Below are 25,540 nucleotides of genomic sequence, written 5' to 3' on the forward strand. Positions count from 1 at the left end.
CCCACCGCCATCCGTCCAGCGCCGGTACACCGTGGTGCGGTGGACGGCGGCGCGGCATGAGAGCCGGAAAATCGGTTGGCCGGATTGGATGCTGATCAGACAATCGCCGAATGAGTCATGATCAGAGTGCCGTTCAGCGGCGCCGCGCAGCCCGTCGCGCCAGCACGCGGTTCCTGTCCGACGGGCCCCTGCGCACCATGCGCGAGCGGCTCACCACCATCGCCGCCATGGACGGGCTGGACGAGGTGCCGGACTTCTACGGCACCGACGGCCCGGTGCGGCAGCTGGAGGAGCGCACCGCCGAGCTGCTCGGCACCGAGGACGCCGTGTTCTTCCCCACCGGCACCATGGCCCAACAGGTCGCACTGCGCTACGGCGCCGAACTGACCGGCCGCCAGGCCGTGGCGCTGCACCCGCTGTGCCACCTGGAGCAGCACGAGCGGCAGGCCTACAGCCAGCTCACCGGCCTGCGCGCGCTGTGGCCCACCACCGAGCAGCGTCAGCCCACCCCCGCCGAGCTCGCCGAGCTGGGCGAGCCGGTGGGCACCCTGGCCGTCGAACTCCCGCTGCGCGACCCCGGCTTCCTGCTGCCGAGCTGGGAGGAGCTGGTCGAGCTGACCGAGGCGGCCCGGGCCGTCGGCGCCCGGGTGCACTTCGACGGCGCCCGACTGTGGAACACCACCACCCACTTCGGCCGCTCCCTGGCCGAGATCGCGGCACTGGCCGACAGCTGCTACGTCTCCTTCTACAAGGACCTCGGCGGCATCAGCGGCGCCGCGCTGGCCGGCACCTCGGCGCTGGCCGGATACGCCCGCGCCTGGCGCCACCGGATGGGCGGCATGCTGTTCCAGCAGTGGCCCGCCGCCGTCGCCGCGCTGCACGGCCTGGACACGGTCCTCCCCCGGATCCCGGGCTACACCGAGCACGCCGCCACCCTGGCTCCGGCCCTGGCCGCGCTGCCGGGCGCGCGGATCAACCCGGCCACGCCGCCGACCCACGAGTTCCAGCTCTGGCTCCCGTACTCGGCCGCGGCCCTGAACGCGGCCAACCTCGCACTCGCCGAGCAGGAGGGCACCTGGTTCGTCGGCTACTGGTCCGACGCCGCCCCGGGCCTGGCGATGGGCGAGGTCAGCCTGACCGGCCCGGCCCTGCAGTGGACGCCGGACGAGGTCACCCGGGTGGGCCACCGCTTCCTGGAACTGGCGGCGGCACACGGCTGACGGCTGGGGGCTGGCCCGGCCGGACATGCGGCCGGGTGCAACGCCGGTGCGGGCGCCCGCAATCGATCACGCCGAGGGCGTGGCGGACGGCCGGCTCAGCCGGGGTTGGCCGCCGGTGCGGGCACCGCGTCCGGCGCCACGTCCGGCACGGCGTCCGCGTCCGGGCCCGCCGCGTCGCTCAGGCCCAGGCGCAGGTGGTCGATGTGGTAGACGGCCTGGTCGAGGAGTTCGGCGACGTGGTTGTCGTAGAGCGCGTAGACCACCGAGCGGCCGTTGCGGCGGCCGATCACCAGCCCGAGGTTGCGCAGCAGGCGGAGCTGGTGGGAGCAGGCGGACTGCTCCATGCCGACCTCGGTGGCGAGTTCGGTGGCGGCGCACGGGCCTTCGCGCAGCCGGGAGAGGATCAGCAGCCGGGACGGGGTGGCCAGGGCCTGCAGGGTGGTGGCCACCCGGGCGGCAGCGGCCGCGTCCAGGCGCGTGCGCGGGACGGCGTTCTGCGGGGATGCGGCTCCATGACCCATGCGTCTCATCATACAGGCGGTTAATGAATGACCGTTCATATATTTTCGGCCCGCCAGAGCCCGCATCCAGCCAGGTCAGCGCTGTTCGCGCTGTTCGGCGACGGCCCCCTGCACCGCGCCGAGGAAGCGCTGAACCGCCGCCAGCTCCGAGTCCGACAGCGCCCGGGCGGCGGCGACCACATCCGCGATCAACGGGCCGAAGAAGGACCAGCCGAGCGCGACCGCCCGCTCGTCCACCTCCAGCAGCACCCGGCGCCGGTCCCGGTCGTCCCGGGTGCGCCGCAGCCGGCCGAGCCGTTCGAGCCGGTCGATCACCGCCGTGGTGCCCGCCGAGTTCAGGCCGAGCTGACGGCCGAGCCAGCCCGGCGTGGCGGGGGTCTGCGCCCGGGCCGCGTCCAGCAGGCAGATCAGCGCCCGCAGGTCGGTCGGGTGCAGGCCGTTGCGCTGCGCGAACTCCGCGCCCAGCAGGTGCAGTTCGAGGGTGACCGCGCGCAGCTGGTGCACCACCTTGAGGCCGGGCTCCGTTTCGTCCATGCAGGCGATATTATCTCGCTCAGCGAGATACTTGCTCAGCGACTCATCTCGGGGAGAGTTCTCATGCCTGCAGCAGCTCCGACCGCCTTCTACGCCGCGTACGACGCCGTCCTCGACCGCTGGCCCGCCTCGACCGCCTCCCCCGCCTCCCCCGCCGGTCGCGTCGAGCGGATCGACCTGGACTCGGCGTACGGCACGACCCGGGTCCTCGCCCACGGCCCTGCGGACGGCGAACCGCTGGTCCTGCTGCACGGCGGCGGCAGCACCGCGGCCGTGTGGTTCGCCAACATCGCCGACCTCGGCGGCGAGCGCCGCGTCTACGCCGTCGACCGGATCGGCGAGGCGGGCCGGAGCCGGTGCGGCGAGCGCCCCATCCGGTCCGTCCCGGACCTGCTCGACTGGCTGGACGGCGTGTTCGACGGCCTCGGCCTCGACCGCGCCGACCTGTGCGGCCACTCCTACGGCGCCTGGCTGGCCCTGACCTACGCGCTGCGCACACCGCGGCGGGTGCGTGGGCTCGTGCTGCTCGACCCCACCCAGTGCTTCGCCGGCCACCGCCCCGGCTACCTGCTGCACGCGCTGCCGATGCTGCTGCGGCCCACCGCGGGCCGCGCCCGTGCCTTCCTGCGCTGGGAGTCCGGCGGCGCCGAGCTCGACCCGGGTGTCCTGGAGCTGTACGGGCTGGCCGCCGAGTTCCCGCGCCGCAAGGTCGTGGTGGGAAAGCGCCCGACCACCGCGCAGCTGCGGGGCCACGCACTGCCGACGCTGGTCGTGCTCGCCGGGGCGAGCCGGGCGCACGACGTCCGGCGGGTCGAGAAGGAGGTACGGGAGCAGCTGCCGCAGGCCGAGACAGCGGTGCTGCCCGGTGTCTCGCACCACGCGATGCCCGCCGCGCGGGCCGGCGAACTCGACAAGCTGATCCTGGACTTCCTGGCCACCCGAGTCGGCCGGCCGAGCAGCTGAGCCGTCTACGGCGTGGACTCGCGGACCACCTCCCGCGGACGCTTGTCGTCGCGCAGGCCCAGGAACCGGGGGTGGCGGAGCAGGCCGGCCCGGGTCCACTCGGAGAAGCCGACCTGTGCGATCAGCACCGGCCGCACCCAGTGGGCCCGCTGTTCCGCGGGCTCGTCCACGAACGGTGAGCGGGCCTGCTCGATGGTGTCCAGACCGCCGCGCAGCACCCGCAGCGCGGCGGCGTCGAAACCGGTCCCCACCTTGCCGGCATAGCGCAGCCGCCCCTGCTCGTAGTAGCCGAGCAGCAGCGCGCCGAACCCGATCCGGCCACCGGCCGGTTCGGTGAATCCGCCGATCACGAACTCCTGTCCGCCGACACACTTCAGCTTCTGCCAGTCGGCGGAGCGGCGGTGCAGGTAGGGACCGTCGGCCCGCTTGGCGACCAGCCCCTCCCAGCCGCGGGCGCACGCCTGGTCGAGGAGTTCCCGGCTGCCGGGGGCGCCGTGACCGCCGGGGTCGTGGTGCTCGGTGTAGTGCAGCGGGGCTCGGAAGGCGAGGGCGGCGCGCAGCAGGGCCTTGCGGCTGCGCAGCGGCAGCCGACCGGTGTCGCTGCCGTCCAGGCGCAGCAGGTCGAAGAGGAAGTAGCTGACGGCGACGGGGCTGGCACGGACGGCTGCGGGTTCGGTGAGCTGCATGCGCTGTTGCAGGAGCGAGAAGTCGGTCCGGCCGCCGTTCAGTGCGACCAACTCGCCGTCCACCACGAAGTCCTGGCAGTCCTGAGCCGCCAGCGCCGTCACGACCTCCGGGTAGCCGGTGTCCAGCGAGCGGCCGCTGCGGGAGAACAGGTGCACCTCCTGCCGGTCGCGGACGGCGAGCAGGCGGATACCGTCGAGCTTCCGCTCGAAGAGCCAGCCGTCGCCGAAGGAGCCGGCGGCCTCGGGGGTGCTGGAGACGGCGAGCATCGGGGTACCGAGGTCGGCGCAGGCCGGGCGGAGCAGGCGCTGTTCGCGGGGCGGCAACCCGGCCAGCAGACCGGTCACGGGGAGCGCCAGGACGAAGTCACCTCCCCACCTGCCCGAATCCCCGCCTGCCCGAACACCCGCGGCCGGGCCAGCAGGCTGTCGTCCAGCTGGGCCAGCAGCGCGCCGACGTCGGGGTGCACCTCGGCGGCGCCGGCCGCCAGCAGGTCCTGCTCGGCGATGCCACTGGTGCGAACCGCGACGCAGGGCAGCCCGACCCGCCCGGCCGCCCGCACGTCCCAGACCGTGTCGGCGACCAGCACGGAGTGCTCGGCAACGGCGCCGGCCAGGGCGAGCGCGGTCCGCAGCAGCTCGGGCCCCGGGGAGCCGGCGGCCACGGGCGGCTCCTCGCCGTCCAGCGCGCGGCCCAGCACCGCCAGCTCCCGCGCCGCGACCGGCCCGGCCGGGCTGACCAGCACCACCTGCCAGCCGCGCAGCAGGCACTCGCGCAGCAGCGGGGCCGCCTCCGCGAAGGGCTGCAGCACCGCCGAGTACCGGGCACAGAGCGCGGCGTGCCCGGCGCTGATCGGCTCGTCCTCGTCCCGGTCCCGGCCCGGACCGAGCAGCTCGTCCAGCAGTCGCCCCCCGCTCAGTCCGAGCGCACCGTGCACCCGCGCCATCGGCACCCGGTGGCCGTGCTCGGCCAGCGCCTGCCACCAGCAGACGGTGTGCAGGTAGCCGCTGTCCACCAGGGTGCCGTCCAGGTCGAAGAGGACCGCTGCGGTCGGCTCCATGGGGGCTGCCCCCTTTCCTGACCGACTCCTCTCCATCCTCCCGCGCGCCCCGCAACCCCGGCCAGCCCGAGTCGGTGCAAAAAGATTTCCGGCAACAGCTGTAACACCGTCCCCACCCCGACACGTCTTAGAGCTGGATGACGCCGATGCGGGGGTACGAGGAGTGGCGCTGGGCAAGAGCAGCGGTGCGCGGGAGAGTGCGGACGCCGGGTTCCTGGAGTTCGCGAACGGGCGCACCGGGCAGCTGTACCGCTCCGCCTACTTCCTCACCGGCGGCGACACCCACCTCGCCGAGGACCTGCTGCAGGAGACCCTCGGACGGATGTACGCACTCTGGCACCGGACGTCATGGCGCGGACGGCGCGGGCAGATCGACAACCCGGCCGCCTACGCGCAGCAGGTGCTGGTCCGCATCTTCCTGTCGCACCGGCGCCGGCGCAGCAGTACCGAGTGGCCCACGCACCAGTTCCCCGAGCTGGCGGGCGAGGAGAACGACCCGGCGCTGCGGGTGTCCCTGCTCGGCGCGCTCGCCCGGCTCCAGCCCGCCGACCGGGCGGTCCTGGTGCTGCGCTACTGGGAGGACCGCAGCGTGGAGGAGACCGCGGAGATCCTGCGGGTCAGCTCCGGCGCGGTGCGGGTGCGCAGCAGCCGGGCGCTGGTCAAACTGCGCGCCCTGCTCGGCGACTCGCTGCCCGAGCTCGCCGCCCGCTGACGCGCACCGGGCCATCACCCCCGACACCCCACGAGGGCCGAGCGCACGGCCCGCAGAGAGAGAGTGATCGCACACCATGGCCACCGATCCGACGCCGGATCCATCGTCCGAAGACGAGCTCGTCGAGATCTTCAAACGCGCGGCCGACGGACTGCCCGTCAGGACCGAGGCACTGATCGCCGGCGGCCTGGCGCGCGGCCGGGACCGCCGCCGACGTCGACGGGCCGCACTGACCGGCGCGGCGGTGGCCCTCGCACTGGCCACCGCGGGCGGACTGCTGGCCAACGGGCTCGGCAACCCGCCCGTCACCACCTCGCGGGCACTGGACCTGACCGCGCAGAGCTCGCCGACGGTGCCCGCGCGGCTCGACAAGTCCGTCAACCTGCTGCTGATCGGCCTGGACAGCCGCAAGGACCTGGCCGGCAACGACCTGCCCGCGCAGTTCGTCCGGGATCAACTGCACGCCGGCAGCAGCGCGGTGGGCGGCTACAACACCGACACCCTGATCCTGCTGCACATCCCGGCCGACGGGGGCCAGGTGAGCGGGGTGTCCATTCCGCGCGACGACTACGTCCAGACCTACGGCGTGGACGGCACGAACGGCACCGACGGCGCCAAGGGCCCGATGGACAAGATCGAGGGTGCCTACGGCATCGCGATGGCCGCCGCCCAGGCGAAGCTGACCGGCCACGGGCTCTCCGCGAGCCAGGTGGAGCAGCAGAGTCGCGAGGCCGGACGCGCGGCGACCCTGGCCACCGTGCAGAACCTGCTCGACGTCCGGATCGACCACTTCGCGGAGGTCGACCTGGCGAGCTTCTACGACATCGTGCAGGCGATCGGGCCGGTGCGGGTCTGCCTCGACCACGCCGTCTCGGACCCGGCGGTGCGGGGGCAGGGCTCGGGCGCCGACTTCGCAGCGGGCGTCAACACCCTGAGCCCGGCGCAGGCGCTCGCCTTCGTCCGTCAGCGGCACGGGCTGCCGGGCGGCGACCTGGACCGGATCCGCCGTCAGCAGGCGTTCCTGGCGTCCGTGCGCAGCACCCTCGCGAACGCCGGTGTCTTCGCCGATCTCGGAAGGCTGCGGTCGCTGCTGGACGCGGTACAGAAGGACGTGGTGATCGACGACCGGTGGAGCGCCCTGGATTTCCTGCGGCAGGTGCCGAACCTGACCGGCAGTGAGGTGAGTTACAGCACGCTACCGAGTGACGGAGTCAAGACCGTCCATGGCATGGAGGTGAGCATGGTCGACCCGACAGCGGCGAAGGCGTTCGTGCAGGCGCGGTTCGCCGCGCCGCAGGCGGCGACGGGGACGGCGACGGCGACGGCGACGGCGACGGCGACGGGATCACCGGATACCGGGGGCGGCGGGGGCGGCGGCGGTGGCGGACAGGCCGCGGTCCTCGCGGGCAGGGCCGGCACGACGCCGCAGGCGGGCTCCCCCGCCTGCGTGGACTGATCGCGTGGCCGCCGTCGGCGGGCCGCCGTCGTCCCGGCGTGCATCGCGACAGAAGGTGACGGATCGTCAGATCCCTGCTCCTGGAGCCGAGTCCAGGGCCAGGAGGCGCCACCGGCCCGAGGCGGGAGGCGGCCGAGTGCCCAGCGTGCTGCCCGCCCTGGGACTGCCCGTCTGCGGAGCGGTGGTGGACGAACTGACCCGCTCCGGGCCCGGTCCGGTGTTCGCCGTCTGCGCGGTGCTCGGTGCGGGTCTCGCCGCCGCGCTGAGCAGCCGGGCGGGCTGGTGGTGGGTGAGCACCAGTGCGCCGATCACCGTACTGGCGGTGGCGTCCGGGTCGCAGTACCTCGCGCACCACGACAGCCTCCGGGGCAGCGCGCTGGCGACCGCCGCCGCGCGCTGGGTGGTCCACGCGTTCCCGGTGATGGCGGCCGCCCTGCTCGCGGCGCTGCTCGTCATCGCACTGCGGGCCGTCCTCGCCCCCCGCCGCGCCCGCCGTGCGGCGAGCGGGCGGGGTGGAGCCCGGGCCCGGCGGCGCTCGGCGACGGCGACGGCAGGGACCGCGACAGAGGTGGCACCGGCGACGACGGCCGGGAGGGTGCCGGCCCAGCGCTCCGGCGAGGCCGACTGACCCGGCGGCCCCGGACCGATGATCTGTCACCCTGTGCGCCGTGCGGGCGATTTCTCGGCGCGCGCGTGTCATCATCCGCCCCTGGCCGCCGGTCGGCGCGAAGGTGGGGTGGTTGGCCGGACAGCAGCACGAGGCGCGAACAACCGCGGCTCGGCTCCGGCCGCCCCACCCAAGCCTCAGCCCGCCCGCCCCCTGGAGGCGCCGTGCGTTGCATCCCGCTCGGCCGGTCGGCCGCGCCGCTCGCCGCCGCCCTCGCCGCGCTGCTGCTGACCGGGTCGGGCCCGGCCCCCCGGACCGTCCATCGGGGAGCCGAGGCGGCACTCGCGAGCCCCGCGCCACTCGCCACCGCCGCCCTCGACCACCTGCTCGCCGACCACCGGCTGACCGGTGCCGCGGTCTCCGCGCTGGTCACCGACGCCGGCACCGGCGAGGTGCTCTACCAGCACTCCCCCGACGCGCTGCTGATGCCCGCCTCCACCCTCAAGACCGTGACGGCGGCGGCCGCCCTCGACCTGCTCGGCGCGGACCACCGGTTCACCACCGCGGTGCTCACGACGGGCTCGCGCACCGGCGCCACCCTGGCCGGTGACCTGGTGCTGCGCGGCGGCGGCGACCCCAGCCTGCTGCCGGGCGACCTGGACGCGCTGGCGGCGCGGGTCGCCGCCGCCGGGATCGGCGAGGTGTCGGGCAGCGTCCTGGGCGACGCCACGCGCTACGACGATGTCCCGCTCGGCGCCGGCTGGGCCTGGGACGACCAGGGTGCCTACTACAGCCCGGAGATCTCCGCCCTCACGCTCACCACCGACGCCGACGACGACGTGGGCAGCGTCCGGCTCACCCTGACCCCGGACCCGGCACCCGGCCACCCGGCGGCGGTGCGGCTCACCCCGGCCGAGGCGCCGGTGCGGATCAGCGGGCGCGTCGGCACCGGGGAGCCGGGTGGCGAGACCACGGCCGAGGCGGACCGGCGTCCGGGCGGCAACGAGATCGTGCTCTCCGGCAGCCTGCCGGCCGATGCGGGGCCCACCGAGGAGTGGGTCGCCGTCACCGACCCCGCCCAGCTCGCCGCCACCGTCTTCCGGGCGGCGCTGGCCCGGCACGGCGTCGCGGTGCGCGGCAGCGTACGCGAGGAGCCGGCGCCCGCCGACGCGGCCCTGCTGGCCGACCACGACTCGGCGCCGCTCGCCGCGCTGCTGCCGCCCTTCCTCAAGCTGAGCAACAACGGCATCGCCGAGCACCTGGTCAAGGAGATCGGCCGGGTGCGGTCCGGATCGGGCAGTTGGGCCGCGGGGCTCGCCCAGGTGGCGGAATTCGCCCAGCGCGCCGGCCTGACAGCCGCCACCGCACGCCAGGTCGACGGATCGGGCCTGTCCCGACAGAATCTGACGACCACTCAGAATCTCACCGCACTCCTGCGGTTCGCCCACCGGCAGCCGTGGTTCGCCGCCTGGTACGACGCGCTGCCGGTGGCCGGCGATCCGCGCCGGATGGTCGGCGGCACCCTGAGCAACCGGCTGCGCGGCACCCCGGCCGAGGGGCGGGTGCACGCGAAGACCGGGTCGATGACGGGCGTGGAGGCGCTGGCCGGTTACCTGGACCGGGCGGACGGACGCACCCTCGCCTTCGCCGTCCTGCTCAACAACTTCGCCGGCCAGAGCCCGCGTTCGGCACTCGACGCCTTCGTCGCCCAGCTCGCCGACACCGCCCCGCAGCCCCCCAGGACGGCCCCGGAGCAGAGCCCCGCCCCGCGCCGCACCCCGCCGGGTATCGCCCACGACTGGGAGAGCGACTGCACGACAGCGGCCCGATGCTGACGCTGCGCCGGACCGGTGCGTCGCTCGCCGCCCTCGCGCTGCTCGCCGCGACCGCCACCGGCTGCGCGCGCGGCAGCGTCGACGACGACCGGCCGATCCCGGCCGTCCCGGGCGGTTCGTACTCCGTCGCGCTGACCGAGCCCGACCACCTGACCCCGGGCCGGACCACCAGCAGCTACGCCCTGCAGGTCCTGGAGGGCCTGTTCGACACCCCACTCGCCCTGGACCCGCACGACGGCCACCCCGTCCCGCTCGCGGCCCGCTCGGTGACCAGCGACGACCAGCGGGTCTGGACCATCGCGCTGCGCCCCGACGGCGTCTTCCACAACGGCGAACGGGTCACCGCCCACAGCTTCGCCGCCGCCTGGGAGGCCGCCGCCTACGGCCCGGACGGCTGGGACGCCAACGCCTACTTCGCCCAGATCGAGGGCTACGACGCGCTGAACCCTACCGACGGCCACCCGCCCGCGAGCCGGCACCTGACGGGCCTGACCGTGCTCGACGACAGCACCCTGCGGGTCACCCTCAAGGCCCCGTTCAGCCAGTTCCCGATGCTGCTGGCCTTCCCGGCCTTCGCGCCACTGCCGCAGGCCGCGTTCAGCGATCCGGACCACTTCGACCTGCACCCGGTCGGCAACGGCCCGTTCGAGATGGCGGGCGACTGGCAGCGCAACCAGCGGATCGACCTGCGCCGGGCCGCCGGCTACACCGGGCCCCGGCCGCCGATGGCCGACGCCGTGCACTTCACCATCTTCACCAGCACCGACACCGCGTACACCGAACTGAGCGCCGGCCACGTGGACTTCGTCACCAACGTACCCGCTGCCCGGGCCTACGAGGCCAAGCGCACCTTCGGCCATCACTACGCCGTGCGCCCCAGCGGCACCATGGACTACCTCGGACTGCCGCTGTGGGACCCGCGTTTCGCCAGACCCGAGGTCCGCCGGGCACTGTCGATGGCGATCGACCGCAAGGGCATCACCCGGGCCATCTACAACGAGGTGTACCTCCCGGCCGACTCACTGGTCGGCGTCACCATCCCCGGCCACCGGGCCGGCGCCTGCGGCCAGAGCTGCGACTACCAGCCGGACAGGGCACGGGAGTTGCTCCAGCAGGCGGGCGGCTTCAGCGGGCGGCTCGAACTGTACTTCGCCAACTCCGATCCCAGCTACCTGCAGTGGATGACCGCGGTGGCCAACGAGCTGCGCCAGAACCTCGGCATCCGGGACGTCGCGTTCCGCACCATGCCCGGCGCCGACCTGGCACCGATCCTCAACAACCGCAAGGCCACCGGCCCTTACCGGCAGAACTGGGTCGCCGACTACCCGAGCGAACAGGACTACCTGGCCGGGCTGCTCGGCCACGGCAACCGCCCGGGCTGGAGCAGCCCGGCCTTCGACGACCTGCTCGCCCGCGGCGACGCGGCCCCGACCCCCGCGCAGGGCATCGCCGACTACCAGCAGGCGGAGGACCTCGCGCTCCAGCAGCTGCCGCTGATCCCGCTGTGGAACTGGCAGGACCAGAGCGCCTGGAGCGGCCGGGTGGGCAACGTCCTGTTCGACCCGTACGTGGCGGGGCTGCACCTGGAGCAGGTGACCGTGCGGCACTGACCCTCCTCGAACCCCGCCCGGCCGTCCACGGATCGGCCGTCCGCCACCCAGCTGTCCGCCACCCAGCCGTCCGAGCACCAAGGGGCCTTGCCCGATGGGCCGTTACCTCGCCCGCCGCCTGCTGTACGCCATCCCCGTCCTGCTGGCCACCACCTTCCTGATCCACACCCTCGTCTTCGTGCTGCCCGGCGACCCGATCCAGGCGCTGGCCGGGGACCGGCCGGTGTCCCCCTCCGTCGTCGCCGAGCTGCACCGGCGCTACCACCTCGACGACCCGCTCTTCGTGCAGTACGCCAGGTACCTGCGCGGCCTGCTCAGCGGCGACCTCGGCCGGACCTTCACCGGGGAGCCGGTGGCCGACGCGCTGGCCGGGCACTGGCTGGTGACCCTGCGCCTGGGCCTGACCGCCTGGTTCCTGGAGACGGTGCTGGGCATCGGGCTCGGCACCTGGGCCGCGCTGCGCCGCGGCCGCTGGGCCGACCGGGCGGTGCTCGGCGGGACCACGCTGGCGGCCGCCGTACCCGTCTACATCCTCGGCTACCTCGCCCAACTGGTGCTCGGCGTCAGGCTCGGGTGGTTTCCGGTGGCCGGGGTGGAGGCCGGCTGGCCGAGCGCCTACCTGCTGCCCGCCCTGGTGCTGTCGAGCTTCGGGGCCGGCTACGTGGCCCGGCTCACCCGGTCCTCGGTGCTGGAGAGCCTGGGCGCCGACTACGTGCGCACGGCGACCGCCAAGGGCCTGTCCCGGCGCCGGACGGTGGTGGTGCACGCGCTGCGCAACTCGCTGGTACCGGTGGTGACCTTCCTCGGCATCGAGTTGGGCTCGCTGCTGGCCGGTGCGGTGGTCACCGAGTACATCTTCAACCTGCCGGGGATCGGCCAGCAGGTCTTCCAGGCCATCCAACTGCGCGAGGGGCCCACCGTGGTGGGCATCACCACCGTGCTGGTGCTGGTCTTCTGCCTGGCCAACCTGGCCGTCGACCTGCTGTACGGCCTGCTCGACCCGAGGATCCGGCATGACTAGCCCCCCGCCCGTGACCGCGCCGCCCACCCCCCAGGAGCCGCCACCGCCCACCGGCCCACCCCGCCGCGAACGGGCCGGCGGTCGCGCCCGGGCCCGCGCTCGCGCCCTGCCGGTGTTCGGGGCCCGCCCCGGCGCACTCGCGGCCGCCGCGGTGCTGCTGTTGATCGCGCTGATGGCGGCCTTCCCCGACCCGTTCATCGCGCTGCTGACGCACGACACCGGGCGCTGCGAACTGGCCGACTCCCGGGTCGGGCCGAGCCTCTCGCACCCGTTCGGCTTCGATGTGCAGGGCTGCGACTACCTCGCCCAGACGGTGCGCGGCAGCCGCCCCTCACTGCTCATCGGCCTGGCGGTGACGGCCGGGGCGCTGGCGCTCTCGGTGCTGCTCGGGCTGCTGGCCGGCTTCTACGGCGGCTGGGTCGACGGGCTGGTCTCCCGGGTCGCCGACGTCTTCTTCGGCCTGCCGTTCGTACTCGGCGCCACCGTCGTGCTGGTCGCCTTCCCCGACCACGGGCTCGGCGCCATGACGCTGGTGCTGGTGGTGCTCGGCTGGACCACCATGACCCGGGTGATGCGCGCCCAGGTGATCGGGGTGAAGGAGGCCGACTACGTGCGGGCCGCGCTGGCCACCGGCGCCGGCTCCACTCGTCTGATGCTCCGTCACATCCTGCCCAACGCCGTGACACCGGTGGTGGTGGTCGCGATGCTGGGCGTCGGGAACGTCATCTCGGGCGAGGCGACGCTGGACTTCCTGGGCGTCGGACTGCAGTACCCGACGGTCTCCTGGGGGCTCGAACTCAACGCCGCGCAGGCCTACTTCCTCGACTTCCCCCATCTGCTGCTGTTTCCGGCGCTGTTCCTGTCGGCCACCGTGCTGAGCTTCATGGTGCTGGGCGACGCCGTGCGGGACGCCTGCGACCCGCGACTGCGCTAGTGCCGCGTCAGAGCCCGGGCAGGGTGTCCTGGTCGACCTCGTGCCGGCGCACCGGCTCGCCCGGGTGCCGGCAGCCGGGGCCCAGCCGGAGCATCCGGGATTCGGGATCGTGCAGCACCCGGCCGCAGCCGCGGCAGGTGACCCGCACGGTCAGGCGCTCCTCGTCCGCCGGGGCGGGCAGGAGCGCCTCGGGCTGGTCCAGGGCTTGATCGCGCATGCCTGGCAGCATAGGGCCTGCGCCAGGGGTCGCGCCGCGGCGCCCGTTCTCATCCGAACCACAGGTTCGCTCAGTACGTTGTCAGCAACGGCAGCAGTCCTCCGCCACCCCCTGATCGGACAGGACGTTCGGAGCATGGTCAACAACATCATGACGGCCCGTCGCACCGTCCTCGGCGTCCTCGCCGCCGCGGTGCCCGCCCTCGGTGCCTGGGGCGCCGAGGCGCAGAAGAGTTCCAAGCACCACGCAGCCGGGTCCGTCCAGGCCGCCGGCACCCCCGCCGGACCCGTTGACGGCTCCAGCGTGATCATGATCATCCGTCATGCCGAGAAGCCCACCGGCTCCGGTGCCCCGTACGGGGTCACCGACCAGGGCACGAAGGACTCCGAGTCGCTGACCATCCGGGGCTGGACCCGGGCCGGCGCACTCGTCGCGCTCTTCGCGCCACGGACCGGCGCCGGGGCGGCGGCCCCCGCGCCGGCGGGCCTGACCAGGCCGGCCACGGTCTATGCGGCCGACCCGGACACCGGCGGCAGCAAGCGCCCCGCGCAGACCGTCACGCCCCTCGCCGCGGCCCTCGGCCTGACCCTCGACACCCGGTACGCCAAGGGGAACGAAGCCGGCCTCGCGGCCGCGCTGCTGGCCACCAGCGGCCCCCAGCTGGTGGCCTGGGAGCACGAGAGCATCGCCGCGATCCTCGCCCACCTCGGCACCATCACCCCGGCACCGCCCGCCCACTGGCCCGACACCCGGTTCGACGTGGTCTGGGTCCTCACCGCCGACGGCGCCGGCTGGACCTTCACCCAGGTCCCGCAGCTGCTGCTGGCCGGCGACTCGCCCGATCCGATCAGCTGACCGACGCCGCCGCGTGGTGCGACCAGCCGGTCGCACCACGCGGCACCCCCGTAACCTGCGGCGCCGCCGACGGTTGATCAGGTCAGCCCGTCCCTATCCACGGAGGCCTGATGCGCACCGCGACCCGACTCACCATCACCACCCTGCTGCTCGGCACCGCCGTGCTCGCCGCCGCCGGCGGCGCGGCCGCGGCGACCGCCGGCGACCCCAACTACCCGGCGCCGTCCAAGCAGGAGCACACCTACAGCATCCCGGTCGGCGCGGTCTCCGACCTGGGCGACCTCACCAAGGTGGCCAACCTGGGCACCGATTTCGCCGCGCTGCTCGGGCACTGAGACCGCGCCAGGGGTTGTCCGGCCATGGCCAACGCAGCGTGGTCGACCCGTGACCCTGGTGCCGCCCCGGTCGGGAGCGGTCGCCAAGATGGGCGCCATGAGCACACCGCCGCGGGCCAAGGCCGGACGTCCCCCACAGATCGGCCGCGAGGCCATCATCACCGCGAGCGTCCAGGTCATCGACGCCGACGGGCTCGACGCCCTGACCATGCGTCGGATCGGCGCCGAGCTGGAGGTGACGGCGATGTCCCTCTACCGGTACCTGCCCGGCCGGGCCGCCGTGCTGGCCGCCGTGGTCAACCGGCTGGTCGTCGAGGTGCGCTTCGAGGTCGACCCGCAGGCCCCCTGGACCGACGCGCTGCGCCGCTTCGCCCTCGGCTACCGGCGGATGCTGCTGGCCCACCCGCGCGCGGTGCCGCTGCTGGCCACCCACCCCGTCGACCCCACCATCGGACACGCGATGACCGCCCCCGCGCTGGCCCGGCTGCGCGCGGCCGGCATCCCCGACCAGGACGGCCTGGCGGCCGTCCAGTCGGTCGGGTGCTTCCTGACCGGCCAGGCCCTCGCCCAGGTCGGCGCGCCCCCGGGCGTCAGACGCCCGCCGGCCCACGCCGGCGCCGAGTGCTACGAGCACTGGTTCACCATCGGCCTGGAGGCCATGCTGGGCGGCTTCCAGCAGCAACTCACCGGGCGGTAGCGGGTGCTGGGCTCGCTCACGGCCGTGCCCGCCGCTCGGCCAGCCGCTGCCAGACCCGGTCCCGCAGCAGCGGCACCTCGGTGAACCGCACCCCCGTGGCATCGCGCAGCGCGTTGGCGAAGGCGGGCGCGACCGGGTTGAAGGGGCTCTCGCTCATCGACTTGGCGCCCAGCGGCCCGATCGCGTCGGAGGTCTCCATGAAGTGCACCTCGGTCCGCGGCACATCCGCGTAGGCGGGCAGCCGGTAGCGGCGGAAGGCGGCGGTGGTGACCTGGCCGGCCTCGTCCACCAGGACCTGCTCGAAGAGGGTGGCGCCGAGCGCCTGGGCGACGCCGCCCTCCACCTGGCCGCGGCACTGCATGGGGTTCATCACCTTGCCCGCGTCAGCCGCGTGCACGCTGCGCAGGATCCGGATCTCCCCGCTGTCGGGGTCGACGGCCAGGCTGAACCACTGGGCGTTGAACGCCACCGAGCGGGGCGAGCCGCCCCAGTGGCCGTCCGCGCTCAGCGCCACGCCCTGCTCGCGCGCGGCCTCGAAGAGCTCCTTGAGCGAGACCGGACGCCCCTCGCACTCCACCGCCTCGGCCAGCAGCCGGCACAGGGCGCGCGGGGTGCGGGCGTGTTCGGCGGCGAAGCTGAGGATCCGCTCGGCCAGCGCGTTCGCGGCCTTCATCACCGCCTTGCCCGCCACCACGGTGCCCGCCGAGCCGAACGCACCGGTGTCGTGCCGGACCACGTCGGTGTCCGACTGCCGGATGGCGATCCGGTCGACGGTGGTGCCCAGCGCACCGGCGGTGATCTGCTTGTGCACGGTGGTGGTGCCGTTGCCGAACTCGGCCGTGCCGACCGCGATGTCATAGCCGCCGTCCTCCAGCAACTTGACGGTGGCGTCGGCGAAGTGGCCGCCGGGCGGTCCGGTGGCGATCATCGACAGCGCGGCGCCGTGGCCGACCAGCCAGCCCTCGGGCGCGGTGGCCGCGCTGCGGTCCTCGGCGATGGCCGCGCGGACCACCCCCAGGCACTGGTCCAGGCCGTAGCTGGCGATGTGCAGGTCCTCCTCCTCGCCGCCCGGGCTGAGCATCGGCTCGCCCGGGCCGATGATGTTGCGCTCGCGGAAGACCAGCGGGTCGATGCCCAGCCGGCGCGCCATCTCGTCCATCGCCGACTCCACGGCGAAGGTCACCTGGCCCAGGCCGTAGCCCCGGAACGCCCCGGCCGGCACGCAGTTGGTGTAGACGGAGTAGGCATCGACCTTCTTGTGCGGGGCCCGGTAGACGGCCATCGACTCGCCGACGCTGTGGAACATCACGGCCGGGCCGTGGTTGCCGTAGGCGCCCGTGTTGGCGACCACCCGCAGCTGAAGGGCCGTCAGGACGCCGTCCCTGGTGGCCCCCGCCTTGAAGGCGATGGTGAACGGGTGCCGGGTGGTGGCACCGTGGAACTGCTCGGCTCGGGTGAACTCCAGCTTCACCGGGCGGTGCAGCTTCAGCGCGGCCAGGACCGCGATGTCCTCGGTGAGCATCTCCTGCTTGCCACCGAACCCACCGCCGACCCGGCCCGCGACCACCCGGACGTACTCCTGGGGCAGGTCGTAGAGGTCGCACAGCGCGCGCCGGGTCAGGAACGGCACCTGGGTGCTGGAGCGGACCACGATCCGCTCCGCTCCCTGCTCGTCCTCCTCGAAGTAGACCACGCAGCCGTGGGTCTCCAGGCTGGCGTGCTGCACCCGCTGGGTGCGGAAGCTCTCCTCGTAGACCAGGTCGGCCGCCGCGAAGCCCTGCTCGACACTGCCGATCTCGCCGTGCACCTCGCCGCACACGTTGGCCTCGGCGCGGGCGATCCGGGACTCGGGGCCCTTGGGGTGCAGCACCGGGGCGCCGGCGGCCATGGCGAGCTCCGGGTCGATGACGTACGGGAGTTGCTCGTACTCCACCACGATCCGCCGGCAGCCCTCCTCGGCCGCGCCCTCACTGTCGGCGACCACGGCGGCCACCCGCTGCCCGGCGAAGCGGACCACGTCGTCCAGCACCCGGGTGTCGTCCGGGTCCTCGGTCGGGTGCTCGTGCCGGGCGGAGGAGTAGAGGCGCTCGGGGGCGTCGTGGTGGGTGAGGACGGCGTGCACACCGGGCACCCGCAACGCGGCCGAGGTGTCGATCGAGACGATCCGGGCGTGCGGGTGCGCGGAGCGCAGCAGCTTCAGGTGCAGCAGGCCCTCGACCTCGAGGTCGAAGGTGTAGCGGGCGGTTCCGGTGACCACCTGCGGTCCGGCCGGCGCGCCCAGGTTACGGCCCACCGCCTGCCCGGCGCAGGGCAGTTCGGTGTGCGTGACGCCGCGGATCGCGTCTTCGATGGCCCGGTACCCGGTACAACGGCACAGGTTCCCCTTCAACGACCTTGGCAGGTCGTCGAGCTGATGCTCCGTCAGAGCCGAGCTGGTCATCAGGAAGCCGGCCGTGCAGAAACCGCACTGGAAGCCCTGCGCATCCAGGAACCTGCGTTGCATCGGGTGCAGTTCGCCGTCCTTGGCCAGCCCCTCCACGGTGGTCACCGAGCGGCCGTCGGCCCGCACCGCCGGATAGAGGCAGCTGTGCACCGGCTCGCCGTCCACCTGCACGGTGCAGGCGCCGCAGTCCCCGGCGTCACAGCCCTTCTTCACCCCGAACCAGCCGCGTTCGCGCAGATAGGTGCGCAGGCACTGGCCGGGACGCGGATCGGCGTCGAAGGGCTGGTCGTTGACCTGGATCGAGAAGCTCATCGGTCCCTCTCCTTGCCGAGCTCGCCGCGGATCTCCTCGGCATAGCGCAGCGTCATGTGTCGTCGCCAGGACGGGAGTCCGTGAATGTCGTCGAAGTACTCGCCCGGCTCGACCGCGTTCTCCACCGCCTCGCGCATCGCCCGGGCGTTGGGTGGCACCGGAAAGCGCAGCTGGATCGGGCGCACCGTGGAGGCGGTGATGGTGAGCGTCAGGGTGCCGCAGGGAGCCTGCCCGCCCAGCGGGGCGTCGAGCACCCCGATCAGCAGCGCCCCCGAGCGGCCGAGGCCGTAGAGCGAGGCCTGCCGGAACGCGGTGCGCGCGGCCAGGGCCCGGGCGGGCAGCGTCACGGCACGCAGCAGCTCGCCGGGGCGCAGCACATTGCGCCCCGCCCCGGTGACGAAGTCCGCGACCGGCACCTCGCGCACCGCGCCGCTCTGGGAGAGCAGGCGGCAGCGCCCGTCCAGCGCGGCCATCAGCGAGATCATCGGTCCGGCGGGCAGTGAGTTGCACAGGTTACCGCCGACGGTGGCCATGTTCCAGATCTTCCAGGAGGCGAGAAAGGCCCGGCAGCACTGCTCGAAGAGCGGCGCCGAGGCCCAGCCCGCCTCCTCGGCACCGCGGGAGAGCTGCGCGATGGTGCAGGTCGCGGCGATCTCCAGGTCGCCCTCGGCGGTCACCCGCAGGGGCGGCCAGCCGGTGCGGCTCAGGTCGATCAGCCGGCGCAGCTGCGGCTGCGGCTCCGAGAACAGATAGGTCCCACCACCCAGCCAGGCGTCACCGGAACGCCATACCCCGCGACTGCGGGCGTCGCGCACCTCCAGCACCGTGTTCAGGTCCACGCTCTTCACCGTCCTCCACCAGATCGATGGAAGGATTGAAGCAACGCGTCCGGATGGCGGGCAGTGGTGCACCGCACCAGTGATCCACCCCGGCCCTGGACGATCCACCAGCGAAGACGACCTGATCAAGGCCCGCATGACCCTCGGATCGGGGATCGGACATGCTCACGCCAGGTGCCGAGCGTGCTCGTTCATGGTCCATTCCTTGATGGAAACGTGACCACCTGTGTCCTTCCGGCCTCTTCTCTCCGGTTCGGAAATCCGTCTAACTAGGTAGCACAACTCGCGGCCAGGCTCAGCAGTTTCGAGCCCGCGAGGAGTCCGGGCTGCGACGTCCACGATCGGTCGTACCCGACTCGCAGCACCGGCGGCATGACGGCGCATCAGCTGTCGGCCGATGGCGGCTCGCGCCCTCGAACCTGCGGGGGCGACCCGTCGCCGGAACAGCGCACGCGCCCGCACGTACTCGCACCTCGCACTGCACAGCACTGCTCAGCACAGCTCAGCACAGCGAGAACCAGCACCGAGTCAGTTCTACTTCGCTCAACCGCACGGCAGCAAACCATTTATGAGCAGACATCACCTCGCGTCCGCCGAGACCCGGCCGGTCGCGCAGGGCGGCAACCCGCTGATGTCCGAATTGGGATAAGGGGCGTGTCACGCAATGAGGAAACCCGTGGGGCCACGCAGGCTCTCCAAGGCCGCGGTACTGATCGCGGCACTTGCGACCACGGCCGCGTGTGGGGGCAGCGGCGGTGGCGGCGGTAACGGTGCCAACGGTCCGACCGGGACACCGGTGCACGGCGGCGTGGTGCGGGTGGCCGAAGCGCCCTCCACCTTCCCGAACGCCATCTGGCCGTTCGACACAGCTCCGCAGGAATCCACGGTGAACACCACCCAGTTCCAGCAGCTCATGTACCGCCCGCTGTACTACTGGGGCCTGAACGACAAGATTTCGCTCGACTCCGACGTGTCGATCGGCGAGCAGCCCACCTGGAGTGCGGACGGGAACACGGTCACCATCCAGCTCAAGGACTGGAAGTGGTCCAACGGGGAGACCGTCACCGCCCAGGACGCGCTGTTCTGGGTCAACATGGCGGCGGCGGAGACCGCCAACAGCGGCAACTACACGCCGCCGAACCCGGCGATCGGCGCCAAGTACTTCCCGGACAACATCGCCTCGGCCACCGCCTCCGGCCAGACCCTGACGCTGACGCTGAACACCCAGGTCAACCAGACCTGGTTCCTGGACAACGAGCTCAGCCAGATCGTCCCGATGCCGGTCGCCTGGGACGTCACCGGAGCGGGCAAGCCGGGCAAGTGCGCGACGGACACGTACGGTTCGGACGCGATGAAGAGCGACTGCACCGCCGACTACACCTACCTCAGCGGTGAGTCGACCAAGGGCAGCACCTACGTCAGCAGCCCGCTCTGGTCCGTGGTGGACGGTCCCTGGAAGCTCAAGAGCTACGACGGCACCTCCGGTGCCTACGGCATGGCGCCCAACCCCACCTACTCCGGCCCGCAGAAGCCCTACCTGGACGAGGTGGACTTCGTCCCCTACACCTCGGACACCAAGGAGTTCGCGGACCTTCAGGCGGGCAGCTCGGGTGCCAACGCGATCAACGTCGGCTACCTGCCGGCCGCGAACTCCGCGACGTACAACGCCAAGAACCCGGACGCCGGCAACCCACTGAGCGGCCAGGGCTACTACGTCCCGGCGCCGACCTACCTGGACTCGATCTCGTACTACCAGATCAACTTCGCCAACCCGAACGTGGGCCCGCTGTTCAAGCAGCCCTACTTCACCAAGGCGATCCAGGAGACCGTGGACCAGCAGGGCATCATCGACGGCATCTACAAGGGCTGGGCCTACCCGACCACCGGTGCGGTGCCCTCGCAGCCGTCCGGCAACCCGCTGTCGCCCAAGAGCGCTTCCGAGCAGGTCAACTACGACCCGGCGGCCGCCAAGCAGCTGCTGACCAGCCACGGTTGGGACACCGGCCAGTCCCCGGCCGTGTGCACCTCGCCGGGTACCGGTGACAACCAGTGCGGTGCGGGCATCGCGGCCGGCACCAAGGCCGCGTACACCCTGGACTACCCGTCCGGATCGGCGGCGAACGACACCATGGCGGCCGACATGCGCTCGGACGCGGCCAAGGCCGGGATCAGCATCAACACGGTCAGCCAGGCGCAGAACACCATCGGCAACGAGGGCGTGGCCTGCTCCCCGTCACAGCCCGCCGGCTGCCAGTGGCAGGCCCTGCTCTACGGCGGCTGGGTCTTCAACCCCGACTACTACCCGACCGGTGACGCGCTCTTCGCCACCGGGGCCGGCCCGAACATCTGGGGCTTCTCCGACCCGAAGCTCGACCAGTTGTCGGCCACGGTCACCAAGAGCAACGACGTCAACGACATGTACGCCTACGAGGACTACATCGCCAACGACCAGCCGGTGATCTACAACCCCAACCTGCTGGCGATCGGCGAGGTGAGCAAGAAGCTGCACATCGACGCGGGCGACCCGTTCCAGGGGTACGAGCCGGAGTACTGGTACTACACCAAATGATGACGACAGCTGAACTGCCCGCTGCGGCCCCCCTGTTCTTCGGGGGGCCGCAGTGACGGCCTACCTCATCCGCCGGTTGTTCCAGGCCCTGATCACGGTCTTCATCGTCACCGTCATCTCCTTCGGCCTGATGCAACTCATGCCGGGTGGCCCGGTGCGAGCGATCCTCGGCTCGCACGCCACCCCGACCACCATCCACCAACTCACCCACCAGATGGGCCTGGACCGCCCGGTCTACGTGCAGTACTGGAACTGGCTCGACGGCCTGCTGCACGGCAACCTGGGCTTCGACTACGCCCAGCAACGCCCGGTCTCCGACCTGCTGTTCAACGCGTTGGGCGCCTCCGCCTTCATCGTCGGCTCCGCCCTGCTGCTGGCCCTGCTGATCGCCGTACCGGTCGGCATGGTCCAGGCGATCAAGCGCAACAGCGCGCTGGACCACGGCTTCACGGTCTTCTCGTTCGTCGCCTACGGGATCCCGACCTTCTTCCTGGGCTTCCTGATCCAGCAGTGGTTCGAGGACGACCTGAAGTGGGTCTCGGTGCAGAACCAGGTCTCCACCTTCGGCGACGCGCTGAGCAACCCCGAGGCGGTCGTCCTGCCGGTGCTGACCCTGACCCTCACGACGGTGGCCGGCTACAGCCGCTACATGCGCTCGGGGGTGCTGGACCAGATCACCCAGGAGTACGTGCGCACCGCCAAGGCCAAGGGCGCCTCCAGCCGGCGCACCCTCTACGCCCACGTGCTGCGCAACGCGCTGATCCCGATGGTCACCCTGATCGGCCTCTCGCTGCCCGCCCTGGTCGGCGGCGCGCTGATCGTCGAGTACGTCTTCAACATCCAGGGGATCGGCCTGCTGACCACCCGCGCGGCCCAGCAGAACGACTACAGCATCACCTTGGCGGCAACCCTGCTGACCGCGGTGGTCACGGTTGTCGGCTCGCTGATCGCCGACCTCAGCTATGCCGTGCTCGATCCCCGAGTGAGGCTCGCCTGATGACAACGACAACTGACGTCACGTCAGATGCTTCGGTTCCCGCGCCCGGCACCGAACCGGTCGAGCGGCCCCGCTCGATGCTCCAGCGCGGCTGGGAGGTCTTCGCCGAGAACAAGCTGGCGCTGGCCGCGGTGAGCATCCTGGTGGTCATCGTGGGCTTCTGCTTCCTCGGCCCGCTCTTCTACCACTCGAACACCACCGTGGTGAACCTGCACACGGTCACCCGGCCGCCCGGCAGCGGGCACCCGCTGGGCACCGACAACGACGGCATCGACGAGCTCGGCAAGATGATGGTCGGCGGGCAGACCAGTCTGGAGATCGGCCTGGCCGCCGGCCTGATCGCCGCGGTGGCGGGCGCGCTCTACGGCGCGGTCGCCGGCTACCTGGGCGGCTGGATCGACGCGCTGATGATGCGCGTGATCGACTCGCTGATGTCCTTCCCGCTGATCTTCCTGCTGATCTACCTGAGCGGCGTCTACGGCAAGAGCAAGACGATGCTGATCATGGAGGTGGGATTCACCTCCTGGTTCGGCATCACCCGCCTGGTGCGCGGCGAGGCGCTGACCCTCAAGGTCCGCGACTACGTCTCCGCCTCCCGGATGATGGGCGCCGGCGGCGGCCGGATCGTGCTGCGGCACATCCTGCCGAACACCATCGGCACCACGATCGTCAACACCACGTTCTCGATCGCCGACGCGGTCTTCGCGCTCTCCACCCTGAGCTACATCGGCCTGGGCCTGCAGGCGCCCAACAACGACCTGGGCGGCATGCTCGACATCGGCACCACCTTCGCCAGCCAGGGGTACTGGTGGATGATCTATCCGCCGGCCATCGTGATCATCCTGATCATCCTGTGCTTCAACGTGATCGGCGACGCTCTGCGCGACGCCTTCGAGACCCGTCTACAGAAGCGGTGAGTCGTGGCCCTTCTAGAACTGACCGACCTGCGCACGGAGATCCGGCTCAAGCGCTCGGTGGTACACGCCCTGGACGGGGTCAGCCTGAGCGTCGACACCGGGCAGACCCTGGGCATCGTCGGCGAGTCGGGGTGCGGCAAGACCATGACCGCCATGTCGATCATGCAGCTGCTGCCCAACGGCGGTGACGTGGTCGGCGGCCAGGTCCTGCTGGACGGGCGGGACCTGCTGAAACTGGACGACGCGGCGATGGACCACGTCCGGGGCAACGAGATCGGCATGATCTTCCAGGATCCGGCCACCTCGCTGAACCCGACCATGACCATCGGCAAGCAGATCTCCGAGTCGGTGCGGATCCACCGCCACGCCTCCCGCAAGGAGGCGCACGAACGCGCCGTGGAGGCACTCTCGCTGGTCGGCATGCCCAGCCCGGGGCAGCGGGCGCTCGCCTATCCGCACGAGCTCTCGGGCGGGATGCGCCAGCGCGCCATGATCGCCATGGCGCTGGCCAACGAGCCCAAGCTGCTGATCGCCGACGAGCCGACCACCGCGCTGGACGTCACCATCCAGAAGCAGATCCTGGAGCTGATCGACCAGTTGAAGCACCGGCTCGGCATGGCCGTCATCCTGGTCACCCACGACCTGGGGGTGATCGCGGGCCGGGCCGACCAGATCGCGGTGATGTACGCGGGCAAGGTGGTGGAGACCGCCGACACCGAGACGCTGTACACCAACCCCCGGCACCCGTACACCGAGGCGCTGTTCGCCTCGCTGCCGGAGCGCGGCGCGGAGTCCGGGGAGCGGCTCTACTCGATCCCCGGTCTGCCGCCGGACCTGACCCGGCCGCCGGCCGGCTGCCGGTTCGCCCCGCGCTGCCGCTACGCGACCGACGAGTGCCGCACCACCGAGCCGCCGCTCGCGGGCGAGCTGCCCGAACACCGGTTCGCCTGCTTCTATCCGGTCGGCGAGACGGAGACCGGCGACGCCCCGCAGCAGCCGCGGACCGCGGCGGTGGCACAGGCCACCGAGCGGACCGGAGCGGTGCGCGAGATCGCCGAGGGCGAGCCGCTGCTGCGGGTGGCCGGCCTGGTCAAGGAGTACCCGATCACCTCGGGGCTGCTGTTGCGGCGGGCAGTTGGCGCGGTCAGCGCGGTGGCGGACGTCTCGCTGACGGTGCGTCAGGGCGAGACGGTGGGCGTGGTCGGCGAGTCCGGCTGCGGCAAGACCACCCTCGGCAAGCTCATCGTCGGCCTGGAGGCGCCCACCAGCGGCCAGTTGCTCTTCGACGGCAAGGACCTGACCCGGGCCCCGCGCCCGGAACGCCGTCGACTGCGCCGCGAACTGCAGCTGATGTTCCAGGACTCGTACGCGGCGATGAACCCGCGGATGACCGTGCGCACCATCATGCGCGAGCCCCTGGACATCCACCGGGTCGGCAGCATGGGCGAGCGGGACAAGCGGCTGCGGGAGATCCTCGACGTGGTCGGCCTGCCGTCCAGCGCACTGGAGCGCTATCCGCACGAGTTCTCCGGCGGACAGCGCCAACGCATCGGCCTGGCCCGGGCGTTGGTGCTGCAGCCACGGCTGATCGTGGCGGACGAGCCGGTCTCGGCGCTGGACGTCTCGATCCAGTCCCAGGTACTCAACCTGATGAGTGACCTGCGCGGCGAGTTCGGCCTGTCCTACCTGTTCATCTCGCACGACCTGTCGGTGGTGCGGTACCTGGCCGACCGGATCGGCGTGATGTACCTGGGCAAGCTGGTGGAGATCGGCCCGGCGGAGTCGGTCTACTCCTCCCCCGTGCACCACTACACCCGCGGCCTGCTGGACACCGTCCCGGTGGCCGACCCGGTGCTGGAGAAGGCCAAGAGCAGCCAGGGCGTGGCCGGCGAACTGCCGTCCGCGATCGACCCGCCGTCCGGCTGCCGGTTCCGCACCCGGTGCGCGGCCGCGCAGGAGCTGTGCGCGAGCACCGAGCCGCCGCTGGTGGCCTTCGGTGCGGGTGACCATCTGGCCGCCTGCCACTTCCCGCTGCGCGAGCCGGCGGTGGCCGAGCCGGCCTGACGCACGCGTCCCGGGGATCCGGTGCGGTCGGCTGCCCGCCGACCGCACCGGATCGACGCGTTCCGGGCTCAACGGCCTGCGCTCAGCCGGCCTGTGGTCGAACGACCTGTGCTCGAACGACCTGTGCTCGAACGACCT

Annotated in this window: 23 protein-coding genes; 16 read left to right on the plus strand and 7 right to left on the minus strand. The window is 72.4% G+C overall.

Features of this window, described 5'->3' with window-relative positions; genetic code table 11:
• Nucleotides 1–110: 110 nt before the first annotated feature.
• A complete protein-coding gene (locus ACFZB9_RS23410; RefSeq protein WP_391450061.1) occupies nt 111–1,220 on the plus strand; it encodes a threonine aldolase family protein in 1,110 nt (369 codons plus the stop codon).
• A 95-nt stretch (nt 1,221–1,315) separates the two neighbouring features.
• On the opposite strand, the gene ACFZB9_RS23415 is transcribed toward ACFZB9_RS23410, so the two are convergent.
• Together ACFZB9_RS23415 and ACFZB9_RS23420 are read right to left on the minus strand one after the other, a co-directional pair.
• Nucleotides 1,316–1,741, minus strand: coding sequence for an ArsR/SmtB family transcription factor (locus ACFZB9_RS23415; protein ID WP_391450063.1), 426 nt, complete (start codon nt 1,739–1,741; stop codon nt 1,316–1,318).
• A gap of 75 nt (nt 1,742–1,816) precedes the next feature.
• On the minus strand, nt 1,817–2,275 hold the full coding sequence (locus ACFZB9_RS23420; RefSeq protein ID WP_391450065.1) for a MarR family transcriptional regulator: 459 nt from the start codon (nt 2,273–2,275) through the stop codon (nt 1,817–1,819).
• Between the two features lie 63 nt (nt 2,276–2,338).
• On the opposite strand from ACFZB9_RS23420, the gene ACFZB9_RS23425 reads away from it, so the two are divergent.
• Nucleotides 2,339–3,238, plus strand: a complete 900-nt coding sequence (locus ACFZB9_RS23425) for an alpha/beta fold hydrolase (RefSeq protein WP_391450067.1) — start codon at nt 2,339–2,341, stop codon at nt 3,236–3,238.
• Nucleotides 3,239–3,243: 5 nt separating this feature from the next.
• On the opposite strand, the gene ligD is transcribed toward ACFZB9_RS23425, so the two are convergent.
• The gene (gene ligD / locus ACFZB9_RS23430) at nt 3,244–4,269 is read right to left on the minus strand and encodes a non-homologous end-joining DNA ligase (RefSeq protein WP_391450069.1); all 1,026 of its coding nucleotides are present in this window, start codon (nt 4,267–4,269) and stop codon (nt 3,244–3,246) included.
• A complete protein-coding gene (locus tag ACFZB9_RS23435) occupies nt 4,266–4,982 on the minus strand; it encodes an HAD family hydrolase (protein WP_391450071.1) in 717 nt (238 codons plus the stop codon). The genes ligD and ACFZB9_RS23435 overlap by 4 nt, the downstream gene beginning before the upstream one ends.
• 163 nt (nt 4,983–5,145) lie before the next feature.
• On the opposite strand from ACFZB9_RS23435, the gene ACFZB9_RS23440 reads away from it, so the two are divergent.
• The 7 genes from ACFZB9_RS23440 (at nt 5,146) to ACFZB9_RS23470 (ending at nt 13,157) form a co-directional block, all read left to right on the plus strand.
• Entirely contained in the window at nt 5,146–5,694 is a 549-nt protein-coding gene (locus tag ACFZB9_RS23440; protein WP_391450073.1) for a SigE family RNA polymerase sigma factor, read from the plus strand.
• A 76-nt stretch (nt 5,695–5,770) separates the two neighbouring features.
• Nucleotides 5,771–7,150, plus strand: coding sequence for an LCP family protein (locus ACFZB9_RS23445; protein ID WP_391450075.1), 1,380 nt, complete (start codon nt 5,771–5,773; stop codon nt 7,148–7,150).
• Between the two features lie 136 nt (nt 7,151–7,286).
• The gene (locus ACFZB9_RS23450) at nt 7,287–7,778 is read left to right on the plus strand and encodes a DUF6542 domain-containing protein (protein WP_391450076.1); all 492 of its coding nucleotides are present in this window, start codon (nt 7,287–7,289) and stop codon (nt 7,776–7,778) included.
• A 203-nt stretch (nt 7,779–7,981) separates the two neighbouring features.
• On the plus strand, nt 7,982–9,592 hold the full coding sequence (gene dacB / locus ACFZB9_RS23455) for a D-alanyl-D-alanine carboxypeptidase/D-alanyl-D-alanine-endopeptidase (RefSeq protein ID WP_391450078.1): 1,611 nt from the start codon (nt 7,982–7,984) through the stop codon (nt 9,590–9,592).
• On the plus strand, nt 9,586–11,202 hold the full coding sequence (locus ACFZB9_RS23460; protein WP_391450080.1) for an ABC transporter substrate-binding protein: 1,617 nt from the start codon (nt 9,586–9,588) through the stop codon (nt 11,200–11,202). Before dacB ends, ACFZB9_RS23460 begins: the two co-directional genes overlap by 7 nt.
• A gap of 94 nt (nt 11,203–11,296) precedes the next feature.
• Nucleotides 11,297–12,223, plus strand: coding sequence for an ABC transporter permease (locus ACFZB9_RS23465; protein ID WP_391450082.1), 927 nt, complete (start codon nt 11,297–11,299; stop codon nt 12,221–12,223).
• Nucleotides 12,216–13,157, plus strand: coding sequence for an ABC transporter permease (locus tag ACFZB9_RS23470; protein WP_391450083.1), 942 nt, complete (start codon nt 12,216–12,218; stop codon nt 13,155–13,157). The genes ACFZB9_RS23465 and ACFZB9_RS23470 overlap by 8 nt, the downstream gene beginning before the upstream one ends.
• 7 nt (nt 13,158–13,164) lie before the next feature.
• On the opposite strand, the gene ACFZB9_RS23475 is transcribed toward ACFZB9_RS23470, so the two are convergent.
• The gene (locus ACFZB9_RS23475; RefSeq protein ID WP_391450085.1) at nt 13,165–13,374 is read right to left on the minus strand and encodes a DUF6011 domain-containing protein; all 210 of its coding nucleotides are present in this window, start codon (nt 13,372–13,374) and stop codon (nt 13,165–13,167) included.
• A gap of 135 nt (nt 13,375–13,509) precedes the next feature.
• On the opposite strand from ACFZB9_RS23475, the gene ACFZB9_RS23480 reads away from it, so the two are divergent.
• The 3 genes from ACFZB9_RS23480 to ACFZB9_RS23490 all read left to right on the plus strand — a co-directional run bounded on the left by ACFZB9_RS23480 (nt 13,510) and on the right by ACFZB9_RS23490 (nt 15,261).
• A complete protein-coding gene (locus ACFZB9_RS23480) occupies nt 13,510–14,229 on the plus strand; it encodes a hypothetical protein (RefSeq protein ID WP_391450087.1) in 720 nt (239 codons plus the stop codon).
• Nucleotides 14,230–14,339: 110 nt separating this feature from the next.
• On the plus strand, nt 14,340–14,564 hold the full coding sequence (locus ACFZB9_RS23485; RefSeq protein WP_391450089.1) for a hypothetical protein: 225 nt from the start codon (nt 14,340–14,342) through the stop codon (nt 14,562–14,564).
• Nucleotides 14,565–14,661: 97 nt separating this feature from the next.
• Nucleotides 14,662–15,261 carry a TetR/AcrR family transcriptional regulator gene (locus tag ACFZB9_RS23490; protein WP_391450090.1) on the plus strand — a complete coding sequence of 200 codons (600 nt, stop codon included), beginning with the start codon at nt 14,662–14,664 and terminating at the stop codon, nt 15,259–15,261.
• 16 nt (nt 15,262–15,277) lie between these two features.
• Here ACFZB9_RS23490 and ACFZB9_RS23495 read toward each other — a convergent pair whose 3' ends face one another.
• Both ACFZB9_RS23495 and ACFZB9_RS23500 read right to left on the minus strand, forming a co-directional pair.
• Nucleotides 15,278–18,016: a molybdopterin-dependent oxidoreductase gene (locus tag ACFZB9_RS23495; protein WP_391450092.1), complete on the minus strand. Its 2,739-nt coding sequence runs from the start codon at nt 18,014–18,016 to the stop codon at nt 15,278–15,280.
• A complete protein-coding gene (locus tag ACFZB9_RS23500) occupies nt 18,013–18,855 on the minus strand; it encodes an FAD binding domain-containing protein (RefSeq protein WP_391450094.1) in 843 nt (280 codons plus the stop codon). Before ACFZB9_RS23500 ends, ACFZB9_RS23495 begins: the two co-directional genes overlap by 4 nt.
• Before the next feature lie 676 nt (nt 18,856–19,531).
• Between ACFZB9_RS23500 and ACFZB9_RS23505 the strand changes: the two genes are divergently transcribed.
• From ACFZB9_RS23505 to ACFZB9_RS23520, 4 genes are read left to right on the plus strand one after another with little or no spacing between them, the layout of a single operon-like run.
• A complete protein-coding gene (locus ACFZB9_RS23505; protein ID WP_391450095.1) occupies nt 19,532–21,424 on the plus strand; it encodes an ABC transporter substrate-binding protein in 1,893 nt (630 codons plus the stop codon).
• Between the two features lie 52 nt (nt 21,425–21,476).
• On the plus strand, nt 21,477–22,421 hold the full coding sequence (locus ACFZB9_RS23510) for an ABC transporter permease (protein WP_391450097.1): 945 nt from the start codon (nt 21,477–21,479) through the stop codon (nt 22,419–22,421).
• Entirely contained in the window at nt 22,421–23,338 is a 918-nt protein-coding gene (locus ACFZB9_RS23515) for an ABC transporter permease (protein WP_391450099.1), read from the plus strand. Before ACFZB9_RS23510 ends, ACFZB9_RS23515 begins: the two co-directional genes overlap by 1 nt.
• A gap of 3 nt (nt 23,339–23,341) precedes the next feature.
• Nucleotides 23,342–25,402 (plus strand): dipeptide ABC transporter ATP-binding protein, encoded by a 2,061-nt coding sequence (locus ACFZB9_RS23520; RefSeq protein ID WP_391450100.1) that lies wholly within the window; start codon nt 23,342–23,344, stop codon nt 25,400–25,402.
• Nucleotides 25,403–25,540: the final 138 nt, after the last annotated feature.

The organism is Kitasatospora sp. NPDC008050, assembly GCF_042957465.1.
Lineage (GTDB): Bacteria > Actinomycetota > Actinomycetes > Streptomycetales > Streptomycetaceae > Kitasatospora.

Coding starts and splice junctions, on each gene's coding strand:
- ACFZB9_RS23465 (WP_391450082.1), top strand. CDS start 11,297: ATGGGCCGTTACCTCGCCCGCCGCCTGCTGTACGCCATCCCCGTCCTG.
- ACFZB9_RS23475 (WP_391450085.1), bottom strand. CDS start 13,374: ATGCGCGATCAAGCCCTGGACCAGCCCGAGGCGCTCCTGCCCGCCCCG.
- ACFZB9_RS23420 (WP_391450065.1), bottom strand. CDS start 2,275: ATGGACGAAACGGAGCCCGGCCTCAAGGTGGTGCACCAGCTGCGCGCG.
- ACFZB9_RS23495 (WP_391450092.1), bottom strand. CDS start 18,016: ATGAGCTTCTCGATCCAGGTCAACGACCAGCCCTTCGACGCCGATCCG.
- ACFZB9_RS23515 (WP_391450099.1), top strand. CDS start 22,421: ATGACAACGACAACTGACGTCACGTCAGATGCTTCGGTTCCCGCGCCC.
- ACFZB9_RS23435 (WP_391450071.1), bottom strand. CDS start 4,982: ATGGAGCCGACCGCAGCGGTCCTCTTCGACCTGGACGGCACCCTGGTG.
- ACFZB9_RS23485 (WP_391450089.1), top strand. CDS start 14,340: ATGCGCACCGCGACCCGACTCACCATCACCACCCTGCTGCTCGGCACC.
- ACFZB9_RS23415 (WP_391450063.1), bottom strand. CDS start 1,741: ATGGGTCATGGAGCCGCATCCCCGCAGAACGCCGTCCCGCGCACGCGC.
- ACFZB9_RS23460 (WP_391450080.1), top strand. CDS start 9,586: ATGCTGACGCTGCGCCGGACCGGTGCGTCGCTCGCCGCCCTCGCGCTG.
- ACFZB9_RS23445 (WP_391450075.1), top strand. CDS start 5,771: ATGGCCACCGATCCGACGCCGGATCCATCGTCCGAAGACGAGCTCGTC.
- ACFZB9_RS23470 (WP_391450083.1), top strand. CDS start 12,216: ATGACTAGCCCCCCGCCCGTGACCGCGCCGCCCACCCCCCAGGAGCCG.
- ACFZB9_RS23480 (WP_391450087.1), top strand. CDS start 13,510: ATGGTCAACAACATCATGACGGCCCGTCGCACCGTCCTCGGCGTCCTC.
- ACFZB9_RS23490 (WP_391450090.1), top strand. CDS start 14,662: ATGAGCACACCGCCGCGGGCCAAGGCCGGACGTCCCCCACAGATCGGC.
- ACFZB9_RS23425 (WP_391450067.1), top strand. CDS start 2,339: ATGCCTGCAGCAGCTCCGACCGCCTTCTACGCCGCGTACGACGCCGTC.
- ACFZB9_RS23410 (WP_391450061.1), top strand. CDS start 111: ATGAGTCATGATCAGAGTGCCGTTCAGCGGCGCCGCGCAGCCCGTCGC.